Annotated in this window: 24 protein-coding genes and 1 pseudogene; 10 read left to right on the forward strand and 15 right to left on the reverse strand. The window is 43.6% G+C overall.

Annotated elements, in window-relative coordinates; translation table 11 throughout:
* The 7 genes from D0T57_RS11530 to dxs form a co-directional block, all read right to left on the reverse strand.
* A complete protein-coding gene (locus D0T57_RS11530) occupies positions 1-330 on the reverse strand; it encodes a hypothetical protein (protein ID WP_163273645.1) in 330 nt (109 codons plus the stop codon).
* A gap of 147 nt (positions 331-477) precedes the next feature.
* The gene (locus tag D0T57_RS11535; protein ID WP_163273646.1) at positions 478-1,134 is read right to left on the reverse strand and encodes a rhomboid family intramembrane serine protease; all 657 of its coding nucleotides are present in this window, start codon (positions 1,132-1,134) and stop codon (positions 478-480) included.
* Positions 1,135-1,367: 233 nt separating this feature from the next.
* Positions 1,368-1,838, reverse strand: coding sequence for a hypothetical protein (locus tag D0T57_RS11540; RefSeq protein WP_163273647.1), 471 nt, complete (start codon positions 1,836-1,838; stop codon positions 1,368-1,370).
* Between the two features lie 101 nt (positions 1,839-1,939).
* Positions 1,940-2,791 (reverse strand): polymorphic toxin type 23 domain-containing protein, encoded by an 852-nt coding sequence (locus D0T57_RS11545; RefSeq protein ID WP_163273648.1) that lies wholly within the window; start codon positions 2,789-2,791, stop codon positions 1,940-1,942.
* A gap of 25 nt (positions 2,792-2,816) precedes the next feature.
* The gene (locus D0T57_RS11550; protein WP_163273649.1) at positions 2,817-4,277 is read right to left on the reverse strand and encodes a TrkH family potassium uptake protein; all 1,461 of its coding nucleotides are present in this window, start codon (positions 4,275-4,277) and stop codon (positions 2,817-2,819) included.
* A 14-nt stretch (positions 4,278-4,291) separates the two neighbouring features.
* On the reverse strand, positions 4,292-5,629 hold the full coding sequence (trkA, locus tag D0T57_RS11555) for a Trk system potassium transporter TrkA (RefSeq protein ID WP_163273650.1): 1,338 nt from the start codon (positions 5,627-5,629) through the stop codon (positions 4,292-4,294).
* A 9-nt stretch (positions 5,630-5,638) separates the two neighbouring features.
* Entirely contained in the window at positions 5,639-7,546 is a 1,908-nt protein-coding gene (gene dxs, locus D0T57_RS11560) for a 1-deoxy-D-xylulose-5-phosphate synthase (protein ID WP_163273651.1), read from the reverse strand.
* A gap of 273 nt (positions 7,547-7,819) precedes the next feature.
* Here dxs and queC point away from each other — a divergent pair, with 273 nt between their 5' ends.
* Both queC and queF read left to right on the forward strand, forming a co-directional pair.
* On the forward strand, positions 7,820-8,476 hold the full coding sequence (queC, locus tag D0T57_RS11565; RefSeq protein ID WP_163273652.1) for a 7-cyano-7-deazaguanine synthase QueC: 657 nt from the start codon (positions 7,820-7,822) through the stop codon (positions 8,474-8,476).
* 4 nt (positions 8,477-8,480) lie between these two features.
* Positions 8,481-8,948 carry a preQ(1) synthase gene (queF, locus tag D0T57_RS11570; RefSeq protein WP_163273653.1) on the forward strand — a complete coding sequence of 156 codons (468 nt, stop codon included), beginning with the start codon at positions 8,481-8,483 and terminating at the stop codon, positions 8,946-8,948.
* Between the two features lie 19 nt (positions 8,949-8,967).
* On the opposite strand, the gene D0T57_RS11575 is transcribed toward queF, so the two are convergent.
* The 3 genes from D0T57_RS11575 to murF all read right to left on the reverse strand — a co-directional run bounded on the left by D0T57_RS11575 (position 8,968) and on the right by murF (position 13,141).
* Entirely contained in the window at positions 8,968-10,341 is a 1,374-nt protein-coding gene (locus tag D0T57_RS11575) for an MATE family efflux transporter (protein WP_163273654.1), read from the reverse strand.
* Positions 10,342-10,359: 18 nt separating this feature from the next.
* Positions 10,360-11,679: a YihY/virulence factor BrkB family protein gene (locus tag D0T57_RS11580; RefSeq protein WP_163273655.1), complete on the reverse strand. Its 1,320-nt coding sequence runs from the start codon at positions 11,677-11,679 to the stop codon at positions 10,360-10,362.
* A gap of 169 nt (positions 11,680-11,848) precedes the next feature.
* Positions 11,849-13,141, reverse strand: coding sequence for a UDP-N-acetylmuramoyl-tripeptide--D-alanyl-D-alanine ligase (gene murF / locus D0T57_RS11585; protein ID WP_163273656.1), 1,293 nt, complete (start codon positions 13,139-13,141; stop codon positions 11,849-11,851).
* A 354-nt stretch (positions 13,142-13,495) separates the two neighbouring features.
* Here murF and D0T57_RS11590 point away from each other — a divergent pair, with 354 nt between their 5' ends.
* The 4 genes from D0T57_RS11590 (at position 13,496) to D0T57_RS11605 (ending at position 16,590) form a co-directional block, all read left to right on the forward strand.
* Positions 13,496-14,278: a sulfide/dihydroorotate dehydrogenase-like FAD/NAD-binding protein gene (locus D0T57_RS11590; RefSeq protein WP_163273657.1), complete on the forward strand. Its 783-nt coding sequence runs from the start codon at positions 13,496-13,498 to the stop codon at positions 14,276-14,278.
* A 48-nt stretch (positions 14,279-14,326) separates the two neighbouring features.
* On the forward strand, positions 14,327-15,799 hold the full coding sequence (gltA, locus tag D0T57_RS11595; RefSeq protein WP_163273658.1) for an NADPH-dependent glutamate synthase: 1,473 nt from the start codon (positions 14,327-14,329) through the stop codon (positions 15,797-15,799).
* Positions 15,800-16,066: 267 nt separating this feature from the next.
* Positions 16,067-16,294 (forward strand): DUF2007 domain-containing protein, encoded by a 228-nt coding sequence (locus D0T57_RS11600; RefSeq protein WP_163273659.1) that lies wholly within the window; start codon positions 16,067-16,069, stop codon positions 16,292-16,294.
* On the forward strand, positions 16,294-16,590 hold the full coding sequence (locus D0T57_RS11605; RefSeq protein ID WP_163273660.1) for a DUF2007 domain-containing protein: 297 nt from the start codon (positions 16,294-16,296) through the stop codon (positions 16,588-16,590). The genes D0T57_RS11600 and D0T57_RS11605 overlap by 1 nt, the downstream gene beginning before the upstream one ends.
* A gap of 20 nt (positions 16,591-16,610) precedes the next feature.
* Here D0T57_RS11605 and D0T57_RS11610 read toward each other — a convergent pair whose 3' ends face one another.
* From D0T57_RS11610 to D0T57_RS11625, 4 genes are all read right to left on the reverse strand, one after another.
* Positions 16,611-17,810, reverse strand: coding sequence for an ABC transporter permease (locus tag D0T57_RS11610; protein WP_163273661.1), 1,200 nt, complete (start codon positions 17,808-17,810; stop codon positions 16,611-16,613).
* A gap of 760 nt (positions 17,811-18,570) precedes the next feature.
* Positions 18,571-19,740, reverse strand: coding sequence for an ABC transporter permease (locus tag D0T57_RS11615; protein WP_163273662.1), 1,170 nt, complete (start codon positions 19,738-19,740; stop codon positions 18,571-18,573).
* 4 nt (positions 19,741-19,744) lie between these two features.
* Positions 19,745-20,737: an HlyD family secretion protein gene (locus D0T57_RS11620; protein WP_163273663.1), complete on the reverse strand. Its 993-nt coding sequence runs from the start codon at positions 20,735-20,737 to the stop codon at positions 19,745-19,747.
* A 20-nt stretch (positions 20,738-20,757) separates the two neighbouring features.
* Positions 20,758-22,146, reverse strand: a complete 1,389-nt coding sequence (locus tag D0T57_RS11625) for a TolC family protein (protein WP_163273664.1) — start codon at positions 22,144-22,146, stop codon at positions 20,758-20,760.
* Between the two features lie 225 nt (positions 22,147-22,371).
* Here D0T57_RS11625 and dgt point away from each other — a divergent pair, with 225 nt between their 5' ends.
* The 4 genes from dgt to D0T57_RS11645 are packed head-to-tail and all read left to right on the forward strand — an operon-like array spanning position 22,372 to position 25,592.
* Positions 22,372-23,700: a dGTP triphosphohydrolase gene (gene dgt / locus D0T57_RS11630; protein ID WP_163273665.1), complete on the forward strand. Its 1,329-nt coding sequence runs from the start codon at positions 22,372-22,374 to the stop codon at positions 23,698-23,700.
* A 40-nt stretch (positions 23,701-23,740) separates the two neighbouring features.
* Positions 23,741-24,850, forward strand: coding sequence for a DNA replication/repair protein RecF (locus tag D0T57_RS11635; RefSeq protein ID WP_163273666.1), 1,110 nt, complete (start codon positions 23,741-23,743; stop codon positions 24,848-24,850).
* Positions 24,847-25,140 carry a DUF721 domain-containing protein gene (locus D0T57_RS11640; RefSeq protein WP_163273667.1) on the forward strand — a complete coding sequence of 98 codons (294 nt, stop codon included), beginning with the start codon at positions 24,847-24,849 and terminating at the stop codon, positions 25,138-25,140. The genes D0T57_RS11635 and D0T57_RS11640 overlap by 4 nt, the downstream gene beginning before the upstream one ends.
* Before the next feature lie 8 nt (positions 25,141-25,148).
* Positions 25,149-25,592, forward strand: coding sequence for a thioesterase family protein (locus D0T57_RS11645; protein ID WP_163273668.1), 444 nt, complete (start codon positions 25,149-25,151; stop codon positions 25,590-25,592).
* Positions 25,593-25,718: 126 nt separating this feature from the next.
* On the opposite strand, the pseudogene D0T57_RS15895 reads toward D0T57_RS11645, so the two are convergent.
* Positions 25,719-25,836 (reverse strand): annotated as a pseudogene (locus tag D0T57_RS15895) (IS4 family transposase); the annotation flags it as partial.

Genomic DNA, 25,836 nt, shown 5'->3' on the forward strand with positions numbered 1-25,836 from the left:
TTACTCAAAAATCCCAATAGATTCGCAATAAGCGAGTTCTCCTTGTATGATGAACGATATTTCATCCTCCGAGAAATTATTGATATTCTCTTTCTTGGTATGTTTCATCACATAAGCAATAATTTCATCTTCGTCGATGTCGATAATATCTTCATCGGATGTTTTTTCGTCCATAAAGCCCTTCTCTTCGTAGAAATCGTAGATAATGTCGATAATATAATTGACCTCATCGTTCGTATATTTCCCTTTCAACTCTTGTGGAAGATAGTTTTGTATATACTTTACAGCATCTTCTTCGTCGTATTCCATGAAGTCTTTTTCTTTGCTCATTCCTAAAAAAGTGTTTGATTTATATATAATGTATAAGTTTATAACAAAGAAATTGTAGCTATGTTCAGTCTATAAAGAACCTTTAAATTACTTTCTGATATCGTAGAAGCTTGGTTTGTGTTAAAAAATATATAAGCAAATGTACGATTATTTCCTTTTCAAAACAAGATAAGCCAGCACAATCAATGGCAATGCCATCAACCCGATATACTCTATATGCCTATGCAATATGGAAGGCATAAACACAATAGCCATAATAAGCCCTACGGCAGCCCCTCCCAAGTGGGCATCGTGACCGATATTGCCATGTCCTTTGTGCATAGCATATACTGAGTAGGCAAGGTAGATAATCCCAAAAAGCCATCCCGGCATCGGCAAAACAAACATGACCCCTAATGTCATCTGAGGATAAAGGGCTATAGCAGCAAACAAGACGCCAACTACTCCTCCCGATGCTCCTATTGCGCTATAGTAATATTCCTTGCGGTGAACAAACAAGGACAATAATCCTCCGGCTATTATAGCAAGGAAATAGATAGCGAGGAATTGCCAGATACCAAGTATTTTAATGATATAAGGAGAGAATATATAAAATGTGTACATGTTGAATATCAGGTGCATATAGTCTCCATGGAGCGTCGCCGAAGTTAATAACCTATCCCATTGCTTCGAATGTCCGAGTATTGCCCCTACATTAAATTTATACCTGTCGAAAAAGGCCATGTCGCCAAAACCTTTTATGCTGGTTATAGTTGTGAGTGCAATTATTATGATAGGCAATATTCCTGCTATGTCAAAATTCATAAAAATACTTTTATATTTATCGCAAAGATAAGAAAAAGACCAATCGTTCAACTTCTATATCTGTTTTATGTAGACTATTCTTATAAAGAAAGGTTTAAAAAATTAAATTAAATAAGCAAAATAAAGGTTATAGATCTTATCTGATCAGTACATGAATAAAGCGAATCATTGCCTGGGTTCTAACCACAAAACGTTCTTTTTATATCAATCGTCATAAATAGATTACGAAAAAGCTATTTCCCAATAAACCATTTTTTCTTAAGCAGGTAACAGTCCGTAGAGTCTCTTTTTGACTTTAAAGAGTAAAAACCGGCAGCTTTTTCGCAAGCACTGGTAGTAAAAGACGGGTAATTTCCCATATATCCGAGGTTCGTGTATTGGGGCTCTACATAGTCGCTGATGTTCACGATCTTCTTATCCGGAAGAATCTTATAGTCGCGAAATATCACACAGCCATTGCCTTCGGGACGTATCGTTTGTGTTTTTATATACTCACCTTCAACCCTGTAAGTGCCCCAAAGCGGATACATACAAATATTCGATTTACCTCCCTGTTCGAAGCATAGAATAAGCTCCGGTGTAAGATTGCCGGTTGTGGCTATCGTAAACAGCCCGTTGGCATAAAACATATATACAGAATAAAACGCAGAATCGCACCCGTGCTGCGAAACATAGCATCCATTTATATCTATAAGTTTGTCCAATCCTGTATTTTGGTTTAAATAGTGATACGAAAAATTCTTTGGGGCGGAAGCACATCCCCACATGATCACTGATAATATAAAAATAAATAGATTCTTCATCCTTAATACAAAGTATATGGTTTGTCTATCCCTATTTGTACGAATTGGTTGCTATAGTCTCCTGCCTTAAAATCAGGAGTGGAAAAGAATTTCCGATGCCAGCCGTTCTGTCCTACAAGCCCGCCGAGTTGGCTGTTCCACCCATAGCGCAGAATCACATTGTTGGTTGTGTAACCTACATAGACAGGACTTGATATTTGCCTGCCGTCCCGATATGCACCTTTGCTGTTACCGGCAGATATATCTGTTACTCCATTTATGTCGGTAGTATATACATTAGAGCCTATCACAAAACCCTTGTAGCGCAGTTCCAAAGCGGCAGTGCGATAGCGGTCGTATATCTTGAATCCGGTGAACGGGAGTGCCAATATATCGTCTTCGAAGCCGATGCTAAAGTCTCTAAACCCCACCCTTATTATACCCGAAACCTGCTTGTCGCCCTGATGGTATTTATTCACATAATACGAGCCGCTATATTTACCATCATCGAAAGTTATGCCGGCAAAGGTAGTGCCTAGTCCAAAGTTTCGGGTAGCCTTATAAGTGTCGAAACCTGAAGAGAGAGTCCAGTTGTCAATGGTCTGGGACAATGTAATGCCCGCGCCTATCCGTAGCCCGTTTCTGTCCTTTGCTCCTGCGGTAAACATCGCCACCAAAGACATGGATACGCGGAAGCCATTATGCTTTTCGGGCCCATAGGTCAATGTTGCCGGATAATCATTGTCGTGGTCGAATCTGTATTGGGAATGAAGCAGTGTATTCGTGCAAAAGAAAGCTACTATAAGGATAGTAACCCTTTTGATAAAAGAGAAATAATATTGATTTGATTTATATTTTCCTGCTATTCGCCACATCTATATCATATCTAATATAGATAAACTACCTTTTCCAAAATGCGGGCATGAACAAAGAAAGCACAGTGAACAGTTCCAGACGCCCGGTAAGCATCAGAAAACATAAGTACCACTTCGATACTGCCGGAATATTGTTGAAGTGTCCGCTATGCCCTATGTCGCCAAGGCCGGGGCCTACATTTCCCATACAGGATATTGCTGCGCCGATAGATTCTTCAAACTCCAGTCCCATAAACGACAGGATAAGGAAACTTACCACAAGGATAGCCAGGTAGAGGAACATAAAAGCCAGTATCTTTGTCACTATATCGATGGGCACTACCTGCCCGTTCAGCCTCACCGGAAGGATGGCATTGGGGTGAACTTGCCTCTTAAACTCGTTTATCGCATTCTTGAAAAGGACGATGATACGTACAATCTTTATCCCTCCCGATGTAGAGCCTGCACAGGCACAAAAGAGCATGAGAAGGCACAGCAGGAAGATATAAAATGCACCCCACCCCATATAGTCGATAGAGGTAAAGCCTGTAGTGGTAATTATAGATATAACCTGAAAGACAGATGTGCGAAGGGCATACCCTACGTCATCCATCTGCCCCGACAAGATAAGGCTGCCGGCTATAATGACTGAGAAAATAAGGCAGATAGCACCATACCATCTGAACTCTTCATCTTTCAGCAGTCTTTTAGGAACGCCTTTCAGCAGAAAGAAGATAAGTGCAAAATTCGTACCTCCTATAAACATGAAGACACTGAGCACATATTCCAGGTAAGGAGAATCCCAATAAGCAATACTTGCCTGTTTGGTAGAATAGCCACCTGTAGAAAGCGTAGTAAGGGCATGGCAAGCTGCATCGAACATATCCATAGGCCCAACCCAGAGCAAGAAAAACAATATCAATGTAACAAAGATGTATATCAGCCACAGCCGTTTGGCTACTTGTGTGACACGGGGCGTAAACCGTTCGTGTACAATACCCGTAGTCTCGGCATCGTAAAGCACCGAAGCGTTACCTCCGAGCATGGGTAATATGGCTAGGGCGAACACAATGATACCGATACCACCTATCCACTGCGTTATGCTTCGCCAAAAGAGCAAGCCTTTCGGCATACTGTCTATATCTGTAAGGATGGAAGCACCTGTGGTAGAAAAACCCGACATGGTTTCGAAATACGCATTGCTAATATCGGGGATAGCCCCACTGAGGTAGAACGGGAGCATACCAAAAGCTGAGAGTATAACCCATGTAAGGGAAACGACAAGAAAACTTTCCCGTTTGCCTATCGGTTTTTCGTAATCATCTGTTCCGATCAAACGGATGAATATCCCGGCAAAAAAAGTTATGGTAGAGCTTATAAGCATGGCATCGCCGGCAGCCTCGTGCCAATAGAAAGACACTACTGTGGCCACCATCATAAAAAGAGACTCTATGATAAGCAGAAAGCCAATAGTCTTGAATATGAAGCGGAAATTAAAATTATTCATCAATCATAAGAGCATTAATGGAACAATTTTTCAGCTTCGCGCAATGTGTCGTTCAGGCAGAAAACAACAACATGGTCGTAAGGCTCTATCAGGGTTTCGCCGTCTATCATCATCGGCTCGCCGTTCCTGATAAGCCCTCCCAGCGTTACATTCTTGGGCAGGGTGATCTTTTTTACTTCCTTGCGGGTTACATACGAATTGGGACGTGCAATTATCTCGGCAACATCGGCATTCGCTATTGTCAGCGACTTCACATTCGACACATCGGCATTGAGCAGGAAGCGGTATATATTATTCACCGTTATCAGCTTCTTATTTATGATAGAGCCTATATCGAGGCTTTCTGCCATCGATATATAATCCATATTCTCTATTTCGGCTACTGTCTTCTTCACACCAAAACGCTTGGCTGCCATACATGCCAGTATATTGGCTTCCGAATTGCCTGTTACAGCTACGAAAGCATCCATTTCCTTTATGCCCTCCTGCAAAAGAAACTCGGCACTGCGTCCATCGCTATGGAATACCGTTACATTTCCGGGAAGTTTTTCCAGAAGTTTATAAGACTTATCTTTATCCAGCTCCAAGAGCTTAATATTGGTATTGTCGGGTAAATACTGGCTGGTACGTATGGCAATGCGGCTTCCGCCCATTATCATTACATTTTTCACGTCGAAAACTTCTTTGCCTGCTATGCGCGGCAATTCTTCTATATGCTCTTTCGTTGTTGTAAAAAACAGGATGTCGCCTGCCAGCACCATGTCGCTACCAGTAGGTATGATAGTTACATTGTTTCTTTTTATGGCTACGATATGAAACTTTTTCACTTCGTGCCCCAGGTCGTACAAATGTTTATTTACAAGGTCGGAGTTTCCCCTTATCTTTACCCCCACCAGGATAATAGCACCTCCGCAAAGTTCCACCCATTGCCTTACCCACGGGCGTTTGAGAGCCGACACAATTTCTTTAGCAGCCAGCATTTCAGGATAGACCATAGAGTTTACTCCCAATTTTTCGAAGAACTCCTTGTTTTTCGGCAACAGGTATTCATAATTATCTATGCGGGCAAATGTCTTTTTGGCTCCCATATTAGACGCAAGCATACATGCCGTAATGTTTACAGACTCTTCGGGTGTGACGGCGATAAACAGGTCGGCGTTTTTTACATCTATCTCCGTCAGGTCTTTCAACGATGTACACGACCCAGCCATCGTCATCATTTCCAGATTGCTACCCGGAAAACTGAGTTTATCCCTGTCGGGATCCATCAGGATAATATCCTGATTTTCCAGCGATAGAAGTTTCGCCAGATGAGTCCCTACTGCCCCTGCTCCTGCAATTACAATTTTCATCTGCAAATATTATGGTTTTGCCAATACAGCCAGTAAACGTTCGGTCAATCCTTCCACATCTATTTTGCACAGCTTTGTCAGGTCTTTGATCGAACCATGTGTAACAAATTCGTCGGGAAGCCCTACGCGAGTCACTTTATTTTTACGGTAATTATTATCCGATAGAAATTCGAGTACTGCACTGCCAAGCCCCCCGTTAACAACACCGTTTTCGACGGTCATTATATTATCAAAGTTGTCGGCAACATCTTTCAGCAATTCTTCATCTATAGGTTTCAGGAAGATCATATCGTAATGGGCTATGGAGTAGCCTGCTTTTTCCGCTTCTTCTATCGCCTTGCTTGCGGCATTTCCTATCGGCCCGATGGTAAGCACTGCCAGGTCTTTTCCTTCTTTCAGCTTGCGTCCTTTTCCTATTTCGAGTGCCTGCATCGGAATTTCCCAGCCGACCAACTCGCCTTGCCCTCTGGGGTAGCGTATAACAAAAGGCCCATCGTTGCCATATGCTGCCGTGTACATCAGGTGGCGAAGATAATGCTCGTTGTAAGGGGACGCGATAGTCAGGTTAGGAATACAGCGCATATAAGCCAGGTCGAAAGCGCCGTGGTGTGTAGGTCCGTCTTCGCCGACAAGCCCCGCACGGTCGAGGCACATAACTACGTGCAACTTTTGCAAGGCCACATCGTGTATCACCTGATCGTAAGCACGCTGCATAAACGATGAATATATATTGCAGAAAGGTATCAGCCCTTCCTTAGCCAATCCTGCCGAATAAGTAACAGAGTGCGCTTCGGCTATACCCACATCGAAAGCCCTGCTTGGGAATGCTTTCATCATGTGGCACATAGACGAACCTGTAGGCATTGCCGGGGTGATGCCGACAACCCGCTCGTCCTTCTCTGCCAATTCTACCAGAGTGTGCCCGAAAATGTCCTGATACAATTGTGGTTGGTCTTTCGACCTTGCAGCGATGCGCTCTCCTGTATCTTTGTCGAACTTGCCCGGGGCATGCCACACCGTTGCAGATTCTTCTGCCGGTTTGAAACCTTTGCCTTTTAGTGTATGGATATGTAATAGCTTGGGCCCTTTCAGGTCTTTTATATTATTGAGAATGCGTATCAATCCGCGCAGGTCGTGTCCGTCTACGGGGCCGAAATAGCGGATGTTGAAACCTTCGAAAAGGTTATGCTGCTTGGTTATCAGCGACTTCAGGCTATTATTAAAACGCAGTATAAAGTTCTTCCCTTTTTCGGTAATAAGGTTTCCTTTCTTAAACTTCTGGTAGACATCGTTCCTCACCCTGTTGTAAGTGGGCGATGTGGTCATCTGCACAAGGTATTCCCTCAGTCCACCCACGTTGTTGTCGATAGCCATATCGTTATCGTTGAGTATGATAAGGATATCGTTAGGTTGTGAACTCGCATTATTAATGGCTTCGAAAGCCAGCCCGCCTGTCATCGACCCGTCGCCGATAACTGCTACTGCATGCCTGTCTTCCTTTTTCAATGCCGAAGCTACTGACATACCAAGAGCTGCCGAAATAGAGTTGGAAGCATGTCCGGCAATAAAGGCATCGTATTCGCTTTCCGATGGGGAAGGAAAACCTGCAAGCCCTCCGAATTTGCGGTTGGTATGGAACTGGTTTTTCCTGCCGGTCAGTATCTTATGACTATACGCCTGATGCCCAACATCCCACACAATGCGGTCGTACGGGGTATTGTAAACATAATGAAGGGCAACCGTAAGTTCTACTGTACCCAGACTGGAGCCAAAATGTCCGGGATTGCGGCTCAATTCGTCTATCAGGAATTTCCGTAAATCGGAACAAAGTGCCTCAAGTTCTTCTATGTTCAATTGTTTCAGGTCGGAAGGGTAATTAACCTGCTCCAGAACTGATTTGCTATCTTGTTCGCTCATAATGTACTTTTATCAAGGACTACATCTATTAATTAAGATGCAATAAACAAGCAAATATATAAAACAAAAATCAGTTATCGGGATTCATCCTTCTTAATTTATCAACTTATATAGCTATAATTAGCCGCCTCGTATATTTCACAGATAAAGCTATACGTTTTTTAATACAGTTTTTTAAGATATAACACATTGAATTTACTACTTTTGCAGTCTGAAAAGGAAAGCTTTTCCGTGTAACTTAGGATTTAACCACGTAAAAAACAGAGATTAATTATGTATAAAAACGAACCTGCCCTCGTCCTTTTTTCGGGAGGGCAAGACTCTACAACCTGCCTTTATTGGGCATTAAAGCACTTTTCGTCTGTGCGTACGCTTTGCTTCACCTACGGGCAACGCCATTCGAAAGAAGTGGACGTGGCACGGGCTATTGCCGAAGAAGCCAATGTGCCGTTCCAATTATTAGACGCTTCTATCATCAGCCAGCTGTCGGTCAATTCGCTCACTAGCGACATAGTAATGGACGAAGAAAAACCGGAAGACTCTTACCCTAACACTTTTGTGCCGGGGCGCAACCTGCTCTTCCTTACATTTGCTGCTGTAATAGCGCGTTCGCATGGCATACGCCATATAGTCACAGGGGTTTCGGAAGCCGACTATAGCGGTTACCCCGATTGCAGGGATACTTTTATCTTATCGGCCAATGCTTCTATCAACCTGGCGATGGACGAGCATTTTCAGATACATACACCACTGATGTGGCGCGACAAGACTGCGGTATGGCAACTGGCTGACGAACTCGGTGTCTTCGACATTGTACGCAACGAAACGCTGACTTGCTACAATGGCATAATTGCCGATGGCTGCGGACACTGCCCTTCGTGCAAACTTCGCAAACAAGGATTGGATAATTACTTAAAAATAAAAGGGTAACATTATGTCGATAGAAGGACTTAGCCACCTGGGTGGTAAAACAGAATATAAAGACGATTATGCTCCGGAAGTACTGGAGGCATTCGAAAACAAGCATCAGGGAAATGATTACTGGGTAACTTTCAACTGCCCCGAATTTACAAGCCTTTGCCCGATAACCGGACAACCGGATTTTGCGACCATACATATCAACTACCTGCCCGATGTAAAGATGGTAGAAAGCAAGAGCCTGAAACTTTACCTGTTCAGTTTTCGCAATCACGGTGCTTTCCACGAAGACTGTGTCAACATCATAATGAAAGACCTGATTGCGCTGATGAATCCTAAGTATATAGAGGTAGTCGGCATATTTACTCCACGCGGAGGGATCAGCATATATCCGTATTGCAACTACGGACGTCCGGGTACGGAATACGAGCTTATGGCTCAGAAGCGTTTGATGAAGCACAATCCACAACAATCATACAGGTAGTTACGGGTTATTGCTAAACTTATCCTACTTTCGGCCGCTTCTTTTGTATCCTCTTATATACAACAGCAAACCATGTGGGCAGTATTATTCCTTTACACATTGTAGAGATAGCTATTGCCCACCATACGCCTACTATCCCCATCTGCCCTGCCAGATAATATGCCAGCGGTATCCTCAATGCATTGAAAGTAATGCTTATCACTGCCGGCTCTATGGTGCGCCCAATGCCATTGAACATACCCTGTGTGGTGAGTTCGAACATCATAAATATCTGTACCAACCCCATTACGAAGAGGTATTCCGCTCCGGCGCGCATCGCGTTTTCTTCCGGTACGATGATGCCGAATATCTGTGCGCCGAACAGGATAAACGCCATGCTGACAAAAACACCGAGTGTAAGCATCACCCGTATGGTATAGATATAGGCTTTCTTCCCCCTTTCCAGCTTATTAGCAGCATAATTCTGGGCGACAAAGGCACTGAGTGCTGTGGAGAACCCCTGCGAGGTATTCCATGTGACGGCTTCTATTTGCCCGCCTGTGGTCTGACTCATCAATCCGATGTGCCCGCCGTAAATAGAAGCCACCCGCGCCAGATTCATATTGATAACAGCATAAAGGGAGTTCATAATCGACACGGGCGCACCCAGGAAGAAGATGCGCTTGAGATATATTCCTTTAGGACGGATAAAAAACGGGAAGTAGCCCAATATGCGGTTGGCATACCTTATCTGGTAGAAGAACAGCAGGAATACAAAAAGTTGGGCTATAACAGTGCCGACTGCCGCACCATGTAGTCCCATTCCCATCGTAAACATAAGGATAGGGTCGAGTATCATATTCAGTACCAGTCCGGCTGCATTGTTGCGGAAAGGGATAAAACTGCGCCCTGCCCCGTTGTATATACCGGTAAAATTGTAGGATAGGAACTGGAAAGGCAGGCTGATAGTAAGAATACGCAGGTAGAGGACGGCATCATCCGTTATATCAGCCTCCAACTTGAAGAACGAAAGTATAGGATAGGCCAATACAAAAAGTATGGCTATCCACACCACACCGAGCGTTATCGCCGTAGTAGTGGAATGGGAAGCATATATTGCCGCCCGCTTCATCTTTTTGGCCCCGATGGATTGCCCTACTGCTACTTCCGAGCCTATCATAGCCAGATAGGCAACCGATGCAGTAAGCCATAGTAACATGCCTATAGCGCCTATTGCCGCTTCCGACTTAGTAGCTATTTCGGGATTTGAAACCGTACCTAGACGCCCTACCCACGACATAGCCATTAGGGTATATGCCATTTGCAGGAAGCTTGTTCCCATCAGGGGGAGTGCAAGCCGGATAAGGGTGGAAAAGATTTTCCCTTCCGTAAGATTTTGTATGCCTGTTTTCATGTAGTCTTTATCCCTGTTTTACAGGTCTTTGAGAAGGGTTTTGCCTCTTTCTGTATTGTAGCATTCTTTCATTTCTATAATGGCGTTCCACTCGCTTGCAAATTCAACTTCGGTATCTATTATAAAATCTTCCGATCCATATTTGTCTATCTTATCGAAAACATAGCCGATAGAAATATGACCGATATCCGAAGCCGGTACATATGCAGGCACAAGGTCGTCGTGAGTAGGCGTTTCTACTATCAGTCCTGTATCTTGCAGATAAAAAAGAGTGTCGCTTGTCAGTTTTGTCGGTATCTTGTATTGCTCCGAAAGTTCGTCGGCTGTATATGGAGTTTCCGCCTTTTCGAAGCGTTTGACTATCAATGTCATTATCAGCAGAATAACAAAATCCTTGTAACGGCGGGTTATCTTGCTGGTTTCGTGCTCGAAGCTGAACTTGTTTACATTCTGTAAAGAAAAAGACAGCTTTACCCCGAATAATATAAAGAACCATGTGAGCTGCAGCCATAGCAACAACAAGGGAAGCGCAGCAAAACTACCGTATATAGCATTATATTTCGAAATCCATATCTGCCCGCTGATATAAAGGGTCTGGAATATCTGGAAACAGACACCGGTAAAAATACCACCAAGCAATGCGCTCGAAAACCTCACCTTTGTATTAGGGAGATATACATAGAGAATAGTAAACAGCAATGTGGTGATCAGGAAGGGCACTATTTTCATGAAAGGGCTTATTACCAAGCCCAGTATATATTGCTGCTCGGCTGTAGTATTCAGCATCAGGGTTACCCCGGCATTACATATCAGAAATACGGGAGCGATAATGATAAGTGCCAGGTAGTCGGTAAACATACGGAAATAGCTTCGGCCTTTTTTTATCTGCCACAGGTAGTTGAAGTTGTCCTCTATGCTCGACAATAGATTTATTGCCGTGTACAATAGTAACACGATACCGATACCCACAAATATACCGCTTTGGGCATATTCTATCGACTTGTCGATATAAGCCATAGCTTTCTCCAAGAGTTCACGCTGTCCTTCGAAATAGGTAAACAGTTGGCTTTTGACAATATTCTGGAATCCGAATCCGCGTGCAATGGCAAACAATACTGCCAATAGCGGGACTATAGACAGCAAAGTGCTGTAGGTGAGAGCCGAAGCACGGGTAAACAACTGTCCTCCGTCGATGCTTTTGATGGCAAGGATAAAAGCCTTGATGATATTATAGAGGCTGTGCTTTTTCGAAGAAAGATCTTCTTTATTTACCCTCCATATACCATAGGTGAGAAAATGTATTGTGCTGGTTATAAACCTTTTTATTTTATCTATCATATCATCTTACATCTCTGTTGGCGGTCAGCAGTTGCCTGTCAACACTCTTCCGTATTTTTAGTTCGGAGCCAAAGACTAAAAAAGGATTCAAAGATAACATTTTTTTGAGGTTTATCAATGTTCCTTTTTTGATAGACGCAGCAGTCTTCTAATAGTTACCGGGAATAGATTACAACAGGTCGATACAATTTTCCAATTGAATACCTCTCGATCCTTTCAATAAGATATAGCTGTTTTCCAATGGATTTGCAATCAGGTAGTCTTTCAAACCATTAGTGTCTTTAAAGCGCAAAACATCTGCTTGTATTTTACTGAAATTGTCGCCTACCAGCAATACTTTGTCGAAGTTGTGGCTAACGATATAATCTGCTATTTTTTGATGCTCCATTTCCGAATCGGCACCAAGCTCTTTCATGTCGCCAAGGATAAGGACTTTGTGGCTTACGTCCATATGTTCGAAATTCTCCAAGGCGGCATGCATACTAGTCGGGTTTGCATTATAAGCATCGACAATAACCATATTCTTACTCGTCTTTTTCAATTGCGAACGGTTGTTTGTCGGCTCATATTCTTCTATCGCTTTGCAAATCAACGAAGCTTTGACTCCCAGATATTTACCTACGGCTATTGCAGCCAAAGCATTAGGCAAATTATAATCACCGATAAGCTTTGTTTTCACAACATTATGATTTTCTACATCGGCAAACTTCCAGGCAAATTCCAAATAAGGGCTGGTAGACAACACCTTGCCCGATACGAGCAATTCATCTTCGAATCCGTAGTAGATAGACGGGATACCCTCCGCCATTTCCCTCAACAAAGAATTATCGAAGTCGATAAATATCTTCCCATCCTGAGAATTTCTTATGTACTCGTATAATTCGCCTTTGGCTTTCATTACATTTTCGAACGAACCGAACCCTTCGATATGGGCACGCCCGATATTGGTTATCAGCCCGTAGTTAGGCTGTGCTATTTCCGAAAGGAATTTGATTTCCCCAACATGATTTGCCCCCATTTCCACAACGGCTATCTCATGTTCTTTCTTTAGTTTCAACAATGTGAGGGGGACTCCAATGTGGTTGTTGAGGTTGCCTTCGGTAGCCAGTACATTGTACTCCTGAGACAGAACGGCTGTTATCAGTTCCTTTGTGGTGGTCTTGCCGTTTGTTCCCGTGATTCCGATAACCGGGGTTTTCATATGTTTGCGATGATATCGCGCCAACTCCTGCAATGTGGCAAGTGCATCGTCGACCAATAGCATATTAGGTCGCGTAGCATATTTTTCTTCGTCTACAACGGCATAGCTGCATCCGTTATCAATTGCCTTCTCGGCATACTCATTTCCATTGAAACTGGCACCTTTCAATGCAAAAAAAATAGAGTTTTCAGGAGCGTTTCGGGTATCTGTCGATACTTCCGGATATTGTTTGTAAATCTTATATAACTCTGCTATATTCATGGTTCTTTAGCACTAAATAAAATTGTTTCTTAACGCGCATTCGAGCTATTTCGTTGAATACTTATCACTAAGCGTCAGGCTTATTTAGCCTTTACGAATTTAAGGCTAATAATCCGAATAATCATATTGTCTTAACGTTTTTTACTTTATTGTATCCTCTGACCGGAAGCTTGAAAATACATCGCCTGCGGAAGACTTTCCGCTAGTTAGCAAAATATAGCACATATATATGATATTTTACATAGTTAATATACAAAAAAAGAGAAACTTTGTCGTAACTTTGCAGGCTATAGCTTACACTAGTCAACTAAATACATATAAAATAGAACATATATTCAAAAACATTTTATCAGAATGAACAAAATTGTAGCTAAAGAGTATTTCTCTGAAAATGTTGTAAAATTTGAGGTGGAAGCCCCTCTTATAGCCAAGAGCCGCAAAGCCGGCCATTTTGTGATAGTAAGAGTAGGGGAAAAAGGAGAACGCATACCACTCACCATTGCCGCATCCGATACCGAAAGGGGTACTATCACCATTGTAATACAAGCTGTAGGTGAATCTTCCCGCAAAATTTGCGCACTAAACGAGGGTGAGTATATTACCGACATCGTAGGTCCACTCGGACAGGCTACACATATCGAAAACTATGGTACTGTAATTTGTGCCGGAGGTGGTGTAGGCATAGCTCCTATGCTACCCATTATAGAGGCAATGAAAAAAGCAGGCAACAAAGTTATTTCGGTATTGGCTGCCCGCACCAAAGACCTCGTAATACTGGAAGAGCAGGTCGCGGAATACTCCGACGAAGTAATTGTCATGACCGACGATGGCTCTTACGGGCACAAAGGGCTTATCACAAATGGTATAGAGATGATATTAGAACGCGAGAAAGTAGACCTTTGTGTTACTATCGGCCCTGCCATTATGATGAAGTTCGTATCGTTGCTTACGCAAAAGCATAATATTCCGACTATGGCTTCGCTAAACACCATAATGGTAGACGGAACCGGTATGTGCGGGGCCTGCCGCATTACAGTGGGAGGAAAGACCAAATTCGTTTGTGTCGACGGGCCTGAATTTAATGCGCATGAAGTAGACTTCGACGAAATGTTGATGAGACTTAGAGCCTATAGTTAAAAACGAGCTTCCGATTTTTAGATATAATTCCTAACCTATAATTCGAAAATGACAGAACAAGAATATATACAATCGCGCCGCAGCGAACCTTGGCGCGAAGAGCTACGCAAAAGCTTAAAAGCTAAAGAGCGGGGTGATAGGCCGCGTGTACACATGCCCGAATTGGATGCCGAATACAGAAGTCATTCCCTCAAAGAAGAAGTAAACCTGGGGCTGTCTGCCGAGCAGGCAGTATTCGAAGCTGGTCGCTGCCTCGATTGTGTCAACCCAACCTGTATGGAGGGATGTCCGGTAGGCATACATATACCGACATTTGTTAAGAACATCGAGCGGGGTGATTTTTCCGAAGCCGCTAAAGTGCTGAAAGAAACCAGTGCGCTACCTGCTGTTTGCGGACGTGTCTGCCCGCAGGAGAAACAATGTGAAGCCAAATGCATCTACATACAAAAGATGAAGAAAGAGCCGGTAGCAATCGGCTATCTGGAGCGTTTCGCGGCCGACTATGAGCGCGAAAGCGGAAGCGTATCCCTTCCTGAGTTAGCTCCTGCAAACGGGATAAAGATCGCCGTTGTAGGTTCAGGGCCGGCAGGGTTGTCTTTTGCCGGAGACATGGTAAAAAGGGGCTATGACATTACAGTATTCGAAGCACTGCACGAAATCGGCGGGGTGTTGAAGTATGGTATTCCGGAATTTCGGCTACCGAATAAAATAGTAGATGTAGAAATAAACGTGCTTCGCAAGATGGGGGTTAAGTTTGTCAACAACTGTATTGTCGGCAAGACTATTTCCCGCGAAGATCTACTGGACGAAGGCTTCAAAGGCATATTTGTAGCCAGCGGCGCAGGCCTGCCCAACTTTATGAATATACCGGGCGAAAACCTGATAGGTATAATGTCGTCTAACGAATTTCTTACCCGTGTCAACCTGATGGATGCATCCAATCCCGAAAGCGACACACCTGTCCAGATGGGCAAAAGGGTTGCTGTGATCGGTGCAGGTAATACTGCTATGGACTCGGTACGCACGGCAAAACGCCTGGGGGCTGAAAGGGCTATGATCGTATATCGCCGTTCGGAAGAAGAAATGCCTGCACGTATAGAGGAAGTGAAACATGCCAAGGAAGAAGGAATAGAGTTTCATACGCTTCACAACCCTCTTTGCTACGAAGGGGATGAGAAAGGGCATGTAAAACGTATGCTCCTTCAAAAGATGGAGCTGGGAGAGCCTGATGCTTCGGGACGTCGCAAGCCTGTGCCGATAGAGGGTGCAACAGAGTGGTTCGATGTAGACGAGGTTATCGTTAGCGTAGGGGTGTCGCCTAACCCGCTGATACCTTCAACATTCAAAGGGCTCGATATAACCAAATGGGGCACTATCATAGTCAACCAGGATACAATGCAATCCGATTTGCCGGAGGTATATGCCGGCGGAGACATTGTTCGCGGGGGAGCTACTGTTATCCTCGCTATGGGCGATGGTAGAAAAGCTGCCGCTGCTATGGACAAGGCTTTGAAAGGATAATTACATAACACAACGGAAGATAGTTTGCTGTAAAACAGATAGTAAGAGGTTGCTTTAGATTAATAAGGCGGCCTCTTTGTTTTATCAACCTGACTGAATTAATGATCTTAAAATCATAGGCTGTCAAGGAAAAATAGTTAAAAGCTTGAGCAAAGAGTTAAATGTATTGCCCGGGATCTTAAGTTTTGAATAATAACCCGTTTTCCTTTTATATTTGCTATAATTTGCCTATATTTATATCAAGTATTCACCTAAAACAGAATGGCTATGAACGATCTTCTTACAGTAAAGACTTCCGATTTTGAAGCTGATCTGGCTATTGCAAAATCATTTCTTCTCGATAATGGTATCGAGTGCGTTGTCAACACCGAATACCTGACTATATCGACCGGCGACGGACAGGCTGCACGCTTGCAGGTAAGGTCGGAAGATTACGACCGGGCTATAGAACTATTGGCCGGCGGCGGATTTATTAATCCTGACGACCTGCTGTAATGCCGGCTCTTGTTACAATAAAGACATCCAACGTGGTTGGCGAACTGGCTGTAGCCAAATCCTTTCTGGAATCGAATGGTATATACTGTTTCCTCAAAGATGAACTGACTTACCAGGTACATCCTTTTGCCATTGGCGGTGTAAAGCTGCAGGTGCGCGAAGATGAGGCGCAAAGAGCTGTCGACCTGTTAATAGAAGGGGGATTTGTTCGAAAAGAAGATTTCGAGATCCCACCTTCTTCAAAAATGATAATGAAACTTTACGAAAGAATAAAGAAGCTATTTGGGGGAAAATAAACTCACCCATCTTTTTTATCTTAGTTTTTCCTGAGCATACCCTTATACTCTGGGTCGTAATTCTGTATCCACCATTTATACATCAATATTGCCGTGATGCAATACACCCCCGCGTGTATCCACAGCGTAAGATACTCCGGCCATACATCCGGGAGGGTCGCTCCCATTGTGTTTATCTTTATAAACCCGTGAATGCCTGGTGTGGAGGGTATTATATAGGCTATCGCCTTTATGGGTGCGGGTATGGCTGTCCAGGGCCACGAGATTCCCGAAATGAAAATGAAAACAACACTGGTAAATACAAACAACATCATGCCAAATTCCCGTTGCGAGCAGAAATAAGAAAGAGTCATACTGAAAAATGTGGCAGCAAGCAAAAACGGCATAAGGAAAGCAGCAATAGTAAAAGGATCGCCTATTTGCGGAAATTTGAAGATGTAAGGTATCACCCTCAATACCCATACCGAGATAAGCATATACAGAGAACTGTAGCAGAACGCTTTGCCAATGGTTAATTTGACAGCCCCTACATTTTTTCCTTCTGCCGTATGCGATGCTATTGTAAAACGTTTCTTGTCGTTGTGTGTGCCGATGATTGTTGCAATTCCCAGCAGGAGGGTTTGTTGTATAATCAATACAAGGATGGCGGGTACAAGGAAGCTGGCAAAGCCGTTTTGGGTATTATACAACGTCACCCATTGGCTTTCTACGGTTTGGCGGGTAGTTGCGTCTTGTTCCTGGCTACCGCCTCCGGTTTCGGCAACGCGGATATCTGCTCCCATATCCAGCGAAACTTCGGTAGCACTCAACAACATGGCTTTGTAGAACAGCAGACTGCTCATGTCTGCATATACCGATACGGAAGTCTGCTGCTGAGTATTTATTTTTTTGCTGAAATCGTGCGGTATATACATTATTCCATAAGCCTCTTTGCGGCGCAATGCTTCCCTTGCTTCTTCCATATTCGATGCCGTACCTATTACCTGCACATCGGCTGTTGCATCTACTCTTCGTTTAAACTCGCGCGATAAGGATGAATTTGAGTCGTCTACAACTACTACCTTTACATTGTGTACAGTTTCGTTGTCGTAAATAAAACTATATACGATAGGGTAGGCAAAGGGCACAACGAAGAAGAGTAGGATAACTGCCTCATCGCGAAATACAAGCTTGAGTTCGTTTATCCATACATAGTATATATCAAGAAGCAGTTTTTTCATAAAATCGGTTATTTATGCAAATCAGTAGTTAAAGAATAAATAGGTTCGCTTCATTGTTACTTTTTCTATAGATACAAGTAAACAAGATACGAGATACAAGTTCATATTTCATCAAAAACCAACTCGTTAACTCATCTACTGGTATGTTGTATCTCCCCAAAAAGTAACACAAGTAACAGTTTTTTTTGCTGTTTTTCTATTATTACTTTTTCTATAGATACAAGTAAACAAGATACGAGATACAAGTTCATATTTTATCAAGAAACCAACTCGTTAATCCATCCACTGGTATATTGTATCTTCCCAAAAAGTAACACAAGTAACAGTTTTTTTGCTGTTTTTCTATTGTTACTTTTTCTATAGATACAAATAAACAAGATACGAGATACAAGTTCATGTTTTATCAAGAAACCAACTCGTTAACTCATCTACTGGTATATTGTATCTCCCCAAAAAGTAACACAAGTAACAGTTTTTTTGCTGTTTTTCTATTGTTACTTTTTCTATAGATACAAGTAAACAAGATACGAGATACAAGTTCATATTTCATCAAGAAACCAACTCGTTAACTCGTCTACTGGTATCTTGTATCTCTCTAAAAAGTAACACATGTAACACATTTTTCATTATTTCCTATTGTTACTTTTCCCCTCCTCTTTATGGCTTTGCCCTACTCCCCTTCCTTTGGAGGGGCTGAGGGAGGGTAGGGGCTCTCTATAGATAAACTTTTCCACTTCTGATTGCCATTATTTACCAATCCTTACATTTCATATACATCAGTATCCAGCATTTTCTTTACCATACCCGTGAAGAAGAATGAAAGCAATACAAAACAAAGCAAAGCTGCGTATTGATACATAGAATATCCTACAGGGATACCGTTCAAAGCCTGATCTATATATATAAGGAAGAAATGCCGTAGCGGAAAGAAATTGCTTACCGCGCTCAGGCTGCCATCCATAGCCAGGGTAGAGAACGAGAACCCGGCGATGGAAAACGAGATCATCCCGATAAGGCTGGCAATGCTTAGCGACAACCGGTAGTTGCGGAATATGCCCAACAGTATAACCCCTGCACCCTGCGCTGCAAGTATGAGGCACAGGTAGTTGAAAAACATCGGCCAAAACCCGCTATGCAACGGAAACCCGTTGTAATAATATAGCAGCGACATAAACAACAATGCTATCAGCATATATATGATAGTGTATGGCAGCAATTTGCCTGCCAGCACTTTCATTATAGAGCCGTTGCCCATCTGCAATAACCGGCGTCCCGTGCGCGATTTTATTTCCGAGCCGAAAGCCGATACCGTAAACAAAAGGATAATCAATTGCAAGATTCCCGGCAGTATAACATTGTTGAGATATACCGAATAGTTGAGCCACGGGTTGCCTAGCGGATGTGTATCTATTGATATCGGTTGCAGGATAGGCATCACCTGATTTTCCGTAAAACCTTTAGCTTCGGCGGTTTGCAACCCTACGGCTGCCGAGGCGAGGGTAGAAATAGTTTTCAGGTCTTGAAACAGCAGCGAACCGGATATTAGGAACGCATTGTTGGTATAGTAAACCAATTTAGGGCGGTTGCCCGATACGGCATCCTTTGCAAAATCCTTAGGAATGGTAAGCACGGCATATACCTCCATCCGTTCCATTCGGTGGCGGGCTTCGTTGAACGACAGGCTTTTGTATTTTATGTCTGTTTTCTCAAAAGCATCGAGCTGGCGTATCAGCGAACGCGATGTAGCCGTGTTGTCGAGATCGACCACTGCAATAGGAATACGCGATGGCAGCCCGCTATCCATCATCCATAGCAGTATCACCATCGACAAAAGCGGAGTTACGAATATACCCCAGATGCAAATCTTAGAGGTTGATATCCGTAGCCATTCGCGCCTGAAAATTGCCCATATCCCTGTTCGAGAATCCATTCCGTTATTCTTTTATTACTAGAGACATACCCGGTAATACATCTACCGCAGGGTTTTTAAACCTTGCCCTTACCTCGAAGGTCTTGCGGTCGTATTGCCCTGTTGTCTTTGTCGCTTTCCATGCAGCATACGAACCCAGGTCTTTGACGTAATAAACGGTCATTTCCACCATAGAGTCTAATGCCGGCACATATACATTGAGCGTTTTGCCTACATCTTTATAATTTTTCAGCCTGTCTTCCCTGATGTTGAACGAGCCCCATTTATCATCCAGTTTGGCTACATTCATTATCGGCGCACCTGTACCTACGAGTTCGCCTATGTTCGGATACTTTTCCGATATCCGCCCGTCTATCGGCGAAATCAGGTAGCTCTCGGCAATGTACGACTCCACTTCGGCTACTGCACCCTTTGCACGTTCGAGCATAGCAAGGGCGGCATCTTTATCCTCACGTTCTGCCCCGTTTACAGCCATGTCGTATTGCGATTTGGCTGCTTTTTCGGTTGCGATAGCCGCATTCAGTTGCGCTTCCACCTCATCGCGTTTTTGTGCTGTAACCACTCCCTTGTCGAAGAGGTTTTGTATGCGGGTGAATGATTTCCGTGCGATATCCGTTCCTACTTTTGCCTTTTGCCACATCTCGTATGCGCTTTGTATCTGTTCGGCACGCGCGCCCTTTATGGCTTTTTGGTTTTGTGCGGCAGCGCCTTGTTCGGCGGCACTGGCCTGTTTAAGCTTGGCTTCTACATCGGGTATGCTTAGTATGGCGAGTGTGTCGCCTTTTTTTACATAGCTGCCTTCTTCTACCATGTAGCGGGCTATACGTCCCGGAACTTTACTCGAAATGCGAACTTCCGTTACGTCGGCTTCGCCCTGTATTACATTGTCTTCTTGGTTGAGGAAGAAAAATCCGTACAATCCCACTGCAATAATTACAGTTGCAAAAATAACTATAGGGATGAGTTTAGACCCTGATGTATTATTTTCTGTGTCCATATTCTTTGTTTTTCTTATAATTATAATTTTCGCCCCAAAGCTTTGTTGAGGTATATTCTCGATAATACAATGTCTATTTGTGCGTCTATAAGTTCCGAATGTGCCGAAACCCATGCCGTGTGAGCAGCCATCACGTCCGAAGCGGCAATTACCCCCTCTTCGAAACCTACATTGGCATAACGGAGGTTTTCGTCCGCTTTTTCCACATTCTTTTTGGCGGCAGTATATTTTTTGTTTGCTTCGTTCAGCTTATAAGCCGACTGGTTTATTTGCAGAGTTATTTTTTCTCTGGCATCTGCCAGTTCGTATTCCTTGATGCGGGTCTCAGCTTTTGCAGCATTCAGCTTCGCCGAATTGGAGAAGAAATTTAACGGGACTTTTACTACTACCCCCACATTCCACATCCCTTTGAACCGTTTTTCATATCCGTCGAACAGGTTGGGGTTTGTCCAAAGATAATTCGCCGTAAGGGCTACATTAGGCATAAAATCGGACAAAGCTATTTTTTCCTGTTTTTGATAAATCTTGGTTGCCAGTTCCAGACTCCTTATTTCGGTACGGTTGGCAAGTGCTTCATCTACATTCGGTAGGGCTGTGCCATTGTCGGGGCTGACGGCTACATCTATATCTTCGTCGGCAAGGGTGATATTATCGCCGATCTCCAACCCGCATATTTGCGACAACAGCATTTTGGCTAGGCTCAGCCCGTTTTCGGCCTTAGTGAGAGTCATTTCGGCTTCGTTGAGCTTCACGTTGACCGAGAGGCGGTCGGCTTTGGTGACTACACCCTCTTGTTCCATAGCCGATATGTCGGAATCCATTTTCTGCATGAGTTCTACATACGATTGAGCCAGTTTTTTCTTGCTGGCGACGGATACTACCTGCCAGTAGGCGTTATCTACTTCTACTATAACGTCGGTCATCTTGGTTTCCTTCATCGTTTTGGCCAACTCCTCGGCATAAGAGCGCAGGTCGTTGTAAGCTACTATCTTGCCCCCCATAAAGATGGGCTGGGTGAGGTTGATGCCTCCTGCCCAGATATTCCTGATGTCTACTTCTCCCAGTTTATGTATGCCTTCGCGTATGTTGTCGGGTATGGGAAAGGTATTGCCGATTCCGGGCAACTCGATAGGCAGGGTTACTGAGCCAGGCAGTGATGGGATCAGATGCAGGTTCTTCTGATTGTGAAGATATCCCCCGATAAGTTGTATTTCGGGAAAGAACTTTGACAAAGCCTCTTTCTTGTTATAATATGCCACGCGTTCCTGCTCACCGGCTATTTTGAGGGCTTTGTTGTTTTCTATAGCCAGTTGGCGACACTGCTCCAGTGTCAGGTATTGCTGTGCATCGGCTGTAGAAGCTAGTGCGAGGGTCAGGACGAAGATTGTCAGAATATTCTTTCTTATCATATTCAGTGTTAATTTTCTAATCGCAATATTTAATTGTCTATGCAACTATTTTGCAAATGTATTAAGTTTTTGATAAATACAAAAACAAAAAAGGACTTATTGCACAATTATTTTAACATTCTCTGTTTAAAAAGGTTCATTTAGGGAAAGGCTATTATTCGCTTTTCTAAAATAATTTGTTATGGTTATAAAAGCGTATCTTTGAAGTCTAAAAACATATATACAATGAACTGGCTGCAACTACTCTCTGCAAAACGTTTCGGCATGGAAGAGTACCATGACGACAAGCATCACGACCGTTCTGATTTTCAGCGCGATTACGACAGGCTTATTTTTTCGTCACCGTTTCGCAGGTTGCAAAATAAGACACAGGTCTTCCCCCTTCCGGGAAGCATATTTGTGCACAACAGGCTCACACACAGTATCGAAGTATCGAGTGTGGGGCGGTCGCTCGGTGTGATTGTGGGGCGCGAGTTGAGAAGGAAATATCCTGATTCGCCCGCAGCATTCGAAGATATAAGCTCTATCGTTGCCGCCGGATGCCTGGCTCACGATTTGGGCAATCCCCCGTTCGGGCATTCGGGAGAGACAGCTATCAGCAGCTTTTTCTCCGAAGGGAAAGGCAAGCACCTGAAAGAAAGGGTGGAAGAAGAAGGCGGTCGGTGGGACGATTTTACCAATTTCGAAGGGAATGCAAATTCCATCCGGTTGCTTATCCATCAGTTCAACGGCAGGCGGCGCGGCGGATTTGCCATGACATATTCCATGCTGGCTTCCATTGCCAAATACCCGTATTCGTCCATTGGGGCAAATGGCAAGGGCAAGTTCGGCTTTTTTCAGTCGGAAGAAAACGATTTCAGGAAAATTGCCAATGAGTTGGGTATGCTTTGCCTGAGCGAATCGCCTGCAAGATATGCCCGCCATCCGCTTGTGTATCTGGTAGAGGCGGCAGACGATATCTGCTACAAGATAATGGATATAGAGGATGCCCATAAGCTGGGGCTATTGTCTACCGAACAGACCAAAAGCTTATTCCTGAACTTCTTTCCCGAAGAAAGGCAGCAGAAGATGCACCGCACGATGGAACGGGTGAGCGATGTAAACGAACAGATAGCTTATCTGCGTTCCAGTGTAATCGGGTTGCTGGTCGACGAATGCTCGAAGGTTTTCCTCGACAATGAGGAGCCCATATTGCAGGGACGGTTCGAAAAGACTTTGATAAAGCATATATCCGAATTGCCTAAGAAAGCCAATGAGGATGCGACTGTGATAAGCGTTTCGAAGATATATAAGACAAAAGATGTAGTAGATATAGAGCTTGCCGGACACCGTATCATCGGCTTCCTGCTCGAAACCTTTATCAATGCCGTGACCGAACCGACTACAAAATACTCGCAACTGTTGTTGAGCAGGATACCCGAACAATTTGAAATACATGCGCCTACTACGTACGAAAAAATACTGGCAGTGCTCGACTTCGTATCGGGAATGACGGATGTGTATGCGCTCGACCTTTACAGAAAGATTACGGGAATGAGCTTGCCAACCGTTTAAAAAATAGTAATTTTGCATTCTCAACGAAAGGTTCGCACAAATGATTCTGGAAAAATTGTCTATACTAAATTATAAGAATATAGAGCAGGCCGAACTAGGCCTGTCGCCCAAGATAAATTGTTTTTTGGGGCGCAATGGCATGGGTAAGACCAACTTGCTGGATGCTATATTCTACCTTTCGTTTTGCAAAAGCCACAATAATCCGATAGATTCCCAAAACATAAAACACGATACCGATTTTGCCATGATACAAGGCTGGTACGATATGGGAGGGAAGCAGGAAGAGTTTTTTTGCAGCTTCAAACGTAAGCAGAAAAAGCAGTTTAAACGTAATAAAAAAGAATACGAACGGCTGTCGGATCATATCGGGGCGTTGCCGCTGATAATGGTATCGCCTTCGGATACCGACCTGATAACGGGAGGAAGTGACGAACGCCGCAAGTTTATGGATATATTCCTTTCGCAGTTCGACAAAGAGTATCTCCATTCGCTTATCCGCTACAATAAAGCTTTGCAACAGCGCAATGCCCTGTTGAAGGCCAATGGCTTTGCCGACGACACTCTGTTCGAGTTGTGGGACGAACAACTGATAGAGGAAGGGAAAGTCATTTATAATAAAAGGAAAGAATTTATTGATAAGTTTATCCCGACTTTCCAGCATTACTACGATTTTATCTGTTCGTCGAACGAGAAAGTCGAGTTGGCTTACGAGTCTCATTTTGCGACGGAAGATTTTCCTTCTGTCTTGAAACAACGGAAGGAGAGGGATAAGATACTGGGTTATACCACTGCCGGCATTCACAAAGACGACCTGGATATGCAGATGGATGGCTATTCGATAAAGAAAGTGGGGTCGCAGGGGCAGAACAAGACTTATGTGGTAGCGTTGAAAATGGCGCAGTTCGATTTTTTGAAAAAGGAGACGAATACAACCCCGATCCTCCTGTTAGACGACATTTTCGACAAACTCGACTCTTCGCGCGTGGAGCAGATAATGAAACTGGTGCTGGATAAGAATTTCGGGCAGATATTTATAACGGATACCAATCGAGAGCATCTGGACGAGATACTGTCGCAGACCAATAGCAGTTACCACCTTTACGAAGTAGCAAGAGGTGAAGTGGTGCAGAAAAATATTGCAGGCCTATGAGAAAGCGGAATACCGAAAGTCTGGGAGATGTACTGAAGCAGTACTTCGAAGAAAATCCGTTTTTCAGGCGGAAGATTGCCGAGAGCCGCGCCGTATCGGGCTGGAAGCAACTGCTGGGCAATATGATAAACTCATATACTACTAACATTTATTTGCGGAACAATATATTGTATGTGTCGCTTAGTTCGCCGGCTTTGCGTGCCGAGTTGCAGATGGCGAAAGACCGATTGATAGCAAAGCTAAATGAGCATGCAGGCATGCCTGTTGTAAACGATATAATATTCAGATAAAAACAATTATGAAAGAAGTGAAGCCCGAAATATTCAAGTCTACATTGCCTATACAAATCCGTTTCAACGATGTGGATGCATTGGGGCATATCAACAATAATTCCTATTTCAGCTATTTCGATTTAGGTAAGACACATTATTTCGAGAAGGTTAAACCTTTTGCCGTAAGCTGGACGGATGGGTTGGTAGTCGTAGCACATATCAGCGCCGATTTTCTGTCTCCTATCTATTATAAAGAAGCTATTGTAGTAGATACGAAAGTGACAAAACTCGGCGACAAGAGCGGTGTTTGCCTACAACAGATACGCAATGTGAAGACAGGCGAAATAAAATGCCGATGCGAATCGGTATTCGTTACATTCAATGCTCATACTCAGTCGTCGATGCCGATACCCGATGCGTGGCGTGAAGCTATTTCGCACTTCGAGGGGTTGGATGAGGATATGCAATAAATAAGGAATAAGTTCAAACCCTCGTGTTCCGTATAGCGCAACGTCAAAACCATCAGATTTGGGATTGACGTAAATTTGTATATTATTAGGTAACTACACTACTGTCCACTAAAAAAAAATGGACGATTAAAAATTAAATAAATTGGGTTCACTTGAACCGCTTCGTTCTTTGACATTTTTGAAATTAGTTTTGTTAAAGAGGTCTTTCAAACAGGTTTTATCCGTAAGTGATATGCTTAAAATT

The sequence above is a fragment of the Dysgonomonas sp. 511 genome, from assembly GCF_010501105.1.
Classification (GTDB): Bacteria; Bacteroidota; Bacteroidia; order Bacteroidales; family Dysgonomonadaceae; genus Dysgonomonas.

Coding starts and splice junctions, on each gene's coding strand:
- D0T57_RS11530 (WP_163273645.1), bottom strand. CDS start 330: ATGAGCAAAGAAAAAGACTTCATGGAATACGACGAAGAAGATGCTGTA.
- D0T57_RS11535 (WP_163273646.1), bottom strand. CDS start 1,134: ATGAATTTTGACATAGCAGGAATATTGCCTATCATAATAATTGCACTC.
- D0T57_RS11545 (WP_163273648.1), bottom strand. CDS start 2,791: ATGTGGCGAATAGCAGGAAAATATAAATCAAATCAATATTATTTCTCT.
- D0T57_RS11550 (WP_163273649.1), bottom strand. CDS start 4,277: ATGAATAATTTTAATTTCCGCTTCATATTCAAGACTATTGGCTTTCTG.
- trkA (WP_163273650.1), bottom strand. CDS start 5,629: ATGAAAATTGTAATTGCAGGAGCAGGGGCAGTAGGGACTCATCTGGCG.
- dxs (WP_163273651.1), bottom strand. CDS start 7,546: ATGAGCGAACAAGATAGCAAATCAGTTCTGGAGCAGGTTAATTACCCT.
- queC (WP_163273652.1), top strand. CDS start 7,820: ATGTATAAAAACGAACCTGCCCTCGTCCTTTTTTCGGGAGGGCAAGAC.
- queF (WP_163273653.1), top strand. CDS start 8,481: ATGTCGATAGAAGGACTTAGCCACCTGGGTGGTAAAACAGAATATAAA.
- D0T57_RS11575 (WP_163273654.1), bottom strand. CDS start 10,341: ATGAAAACAGGCATACAAAATCTTACGGAAGGGAAAATCTTTTCCACC.
- D0T57_RS11580 (WP_163273655.1), bottom strand. CDS start 11,679: ATGATAGATAAAATAAAAAGGTTTATAACCAGCACAATACATTTTCTC.
- murF (WP_163273656.1), bottom strand. CDS start 13,141: ATGAATATAGCAGAGTTATATAAGATTTACAAACAATATCCGGAAGTA.
- D0T57_RS11590 (WP_163273657.1), top strand. CDS start 13,496: ATGAACAAAATTGTAGCTAAAGAGTATTTCTCTGAAAATGTTGTAAAA.
- gltA (WP_163273658.1), top strand. CDS start 14,327: ATGACAGAACAAGAATATATACAATCGCGCCGCAGCGAACCTTGGCGC.
- D0T57_RS11600 (WP_163273659.1), top strand. CDS start 16,067: ATGAACGATCTTCTTACAGTAAAGACTTCCGATTTTGAAGCTGATCTG.
- D0T57_RS11605 (WP_163273660.1), top strand. CDS start 16,294: ATGCCGGCTCTTGTTACAATAAAGACATCCAACGTGGTTGGCGAACTG.
- D0T57_RS11610 (WP_163273661.1), bottom strand. CDS start 17,810: ATGAAAAAACTGCTTCTTGATATATACTATGTATGGATAAACGAACTC.
- D0T57_RS11615 (WP_163273662.1), bottom strand. CDS start 19,740: ATGGATTCTCGAACAGGGATATGGGCAATTTTCAGGCGCGAATGGCTA.
- D0T57_RS11620 (WP_163273663.1), bottom strand. CDS start 20,737: ATGGACACAGAAAATAATACATCAGGGTCTAAACTCATCCCTATAGTT.
- D0T57_RS11625 (WP_163273664.1), bottom strand. CDS start 22,146: ATGATAAGAAAGAATATTCTGACAATCTTCGTCCTGACCCTCGCACTA.
- dgt (WP_163273665.1), top strand. CDS start 22,372: ATGAACTGGCTGCAACTACTCTCTGCAAAACGTTTCGGCATGGAAGAG.
- D0T57_RS11635 (WP_163273666.1), top strand. CDS start 23,741: ATGATTCTGGAAAAATTGTCTATACTAAATTATAAGAATATAGAGCAG.
- D0T57_RS11640 (WP_163273667.1), top strand. CDS start 24,847: ATGAGAAAGCGGAATACCGAAAGTCTGGGAGATGTACTGAAGCAGTAC.
- D0T57_RS11645 (WP_163273668.1), top strand. CDS start 25,149: ATGAAAGAAGTGAAGCCCGAAATATTCAAGTCTACATTGCCTATACAA.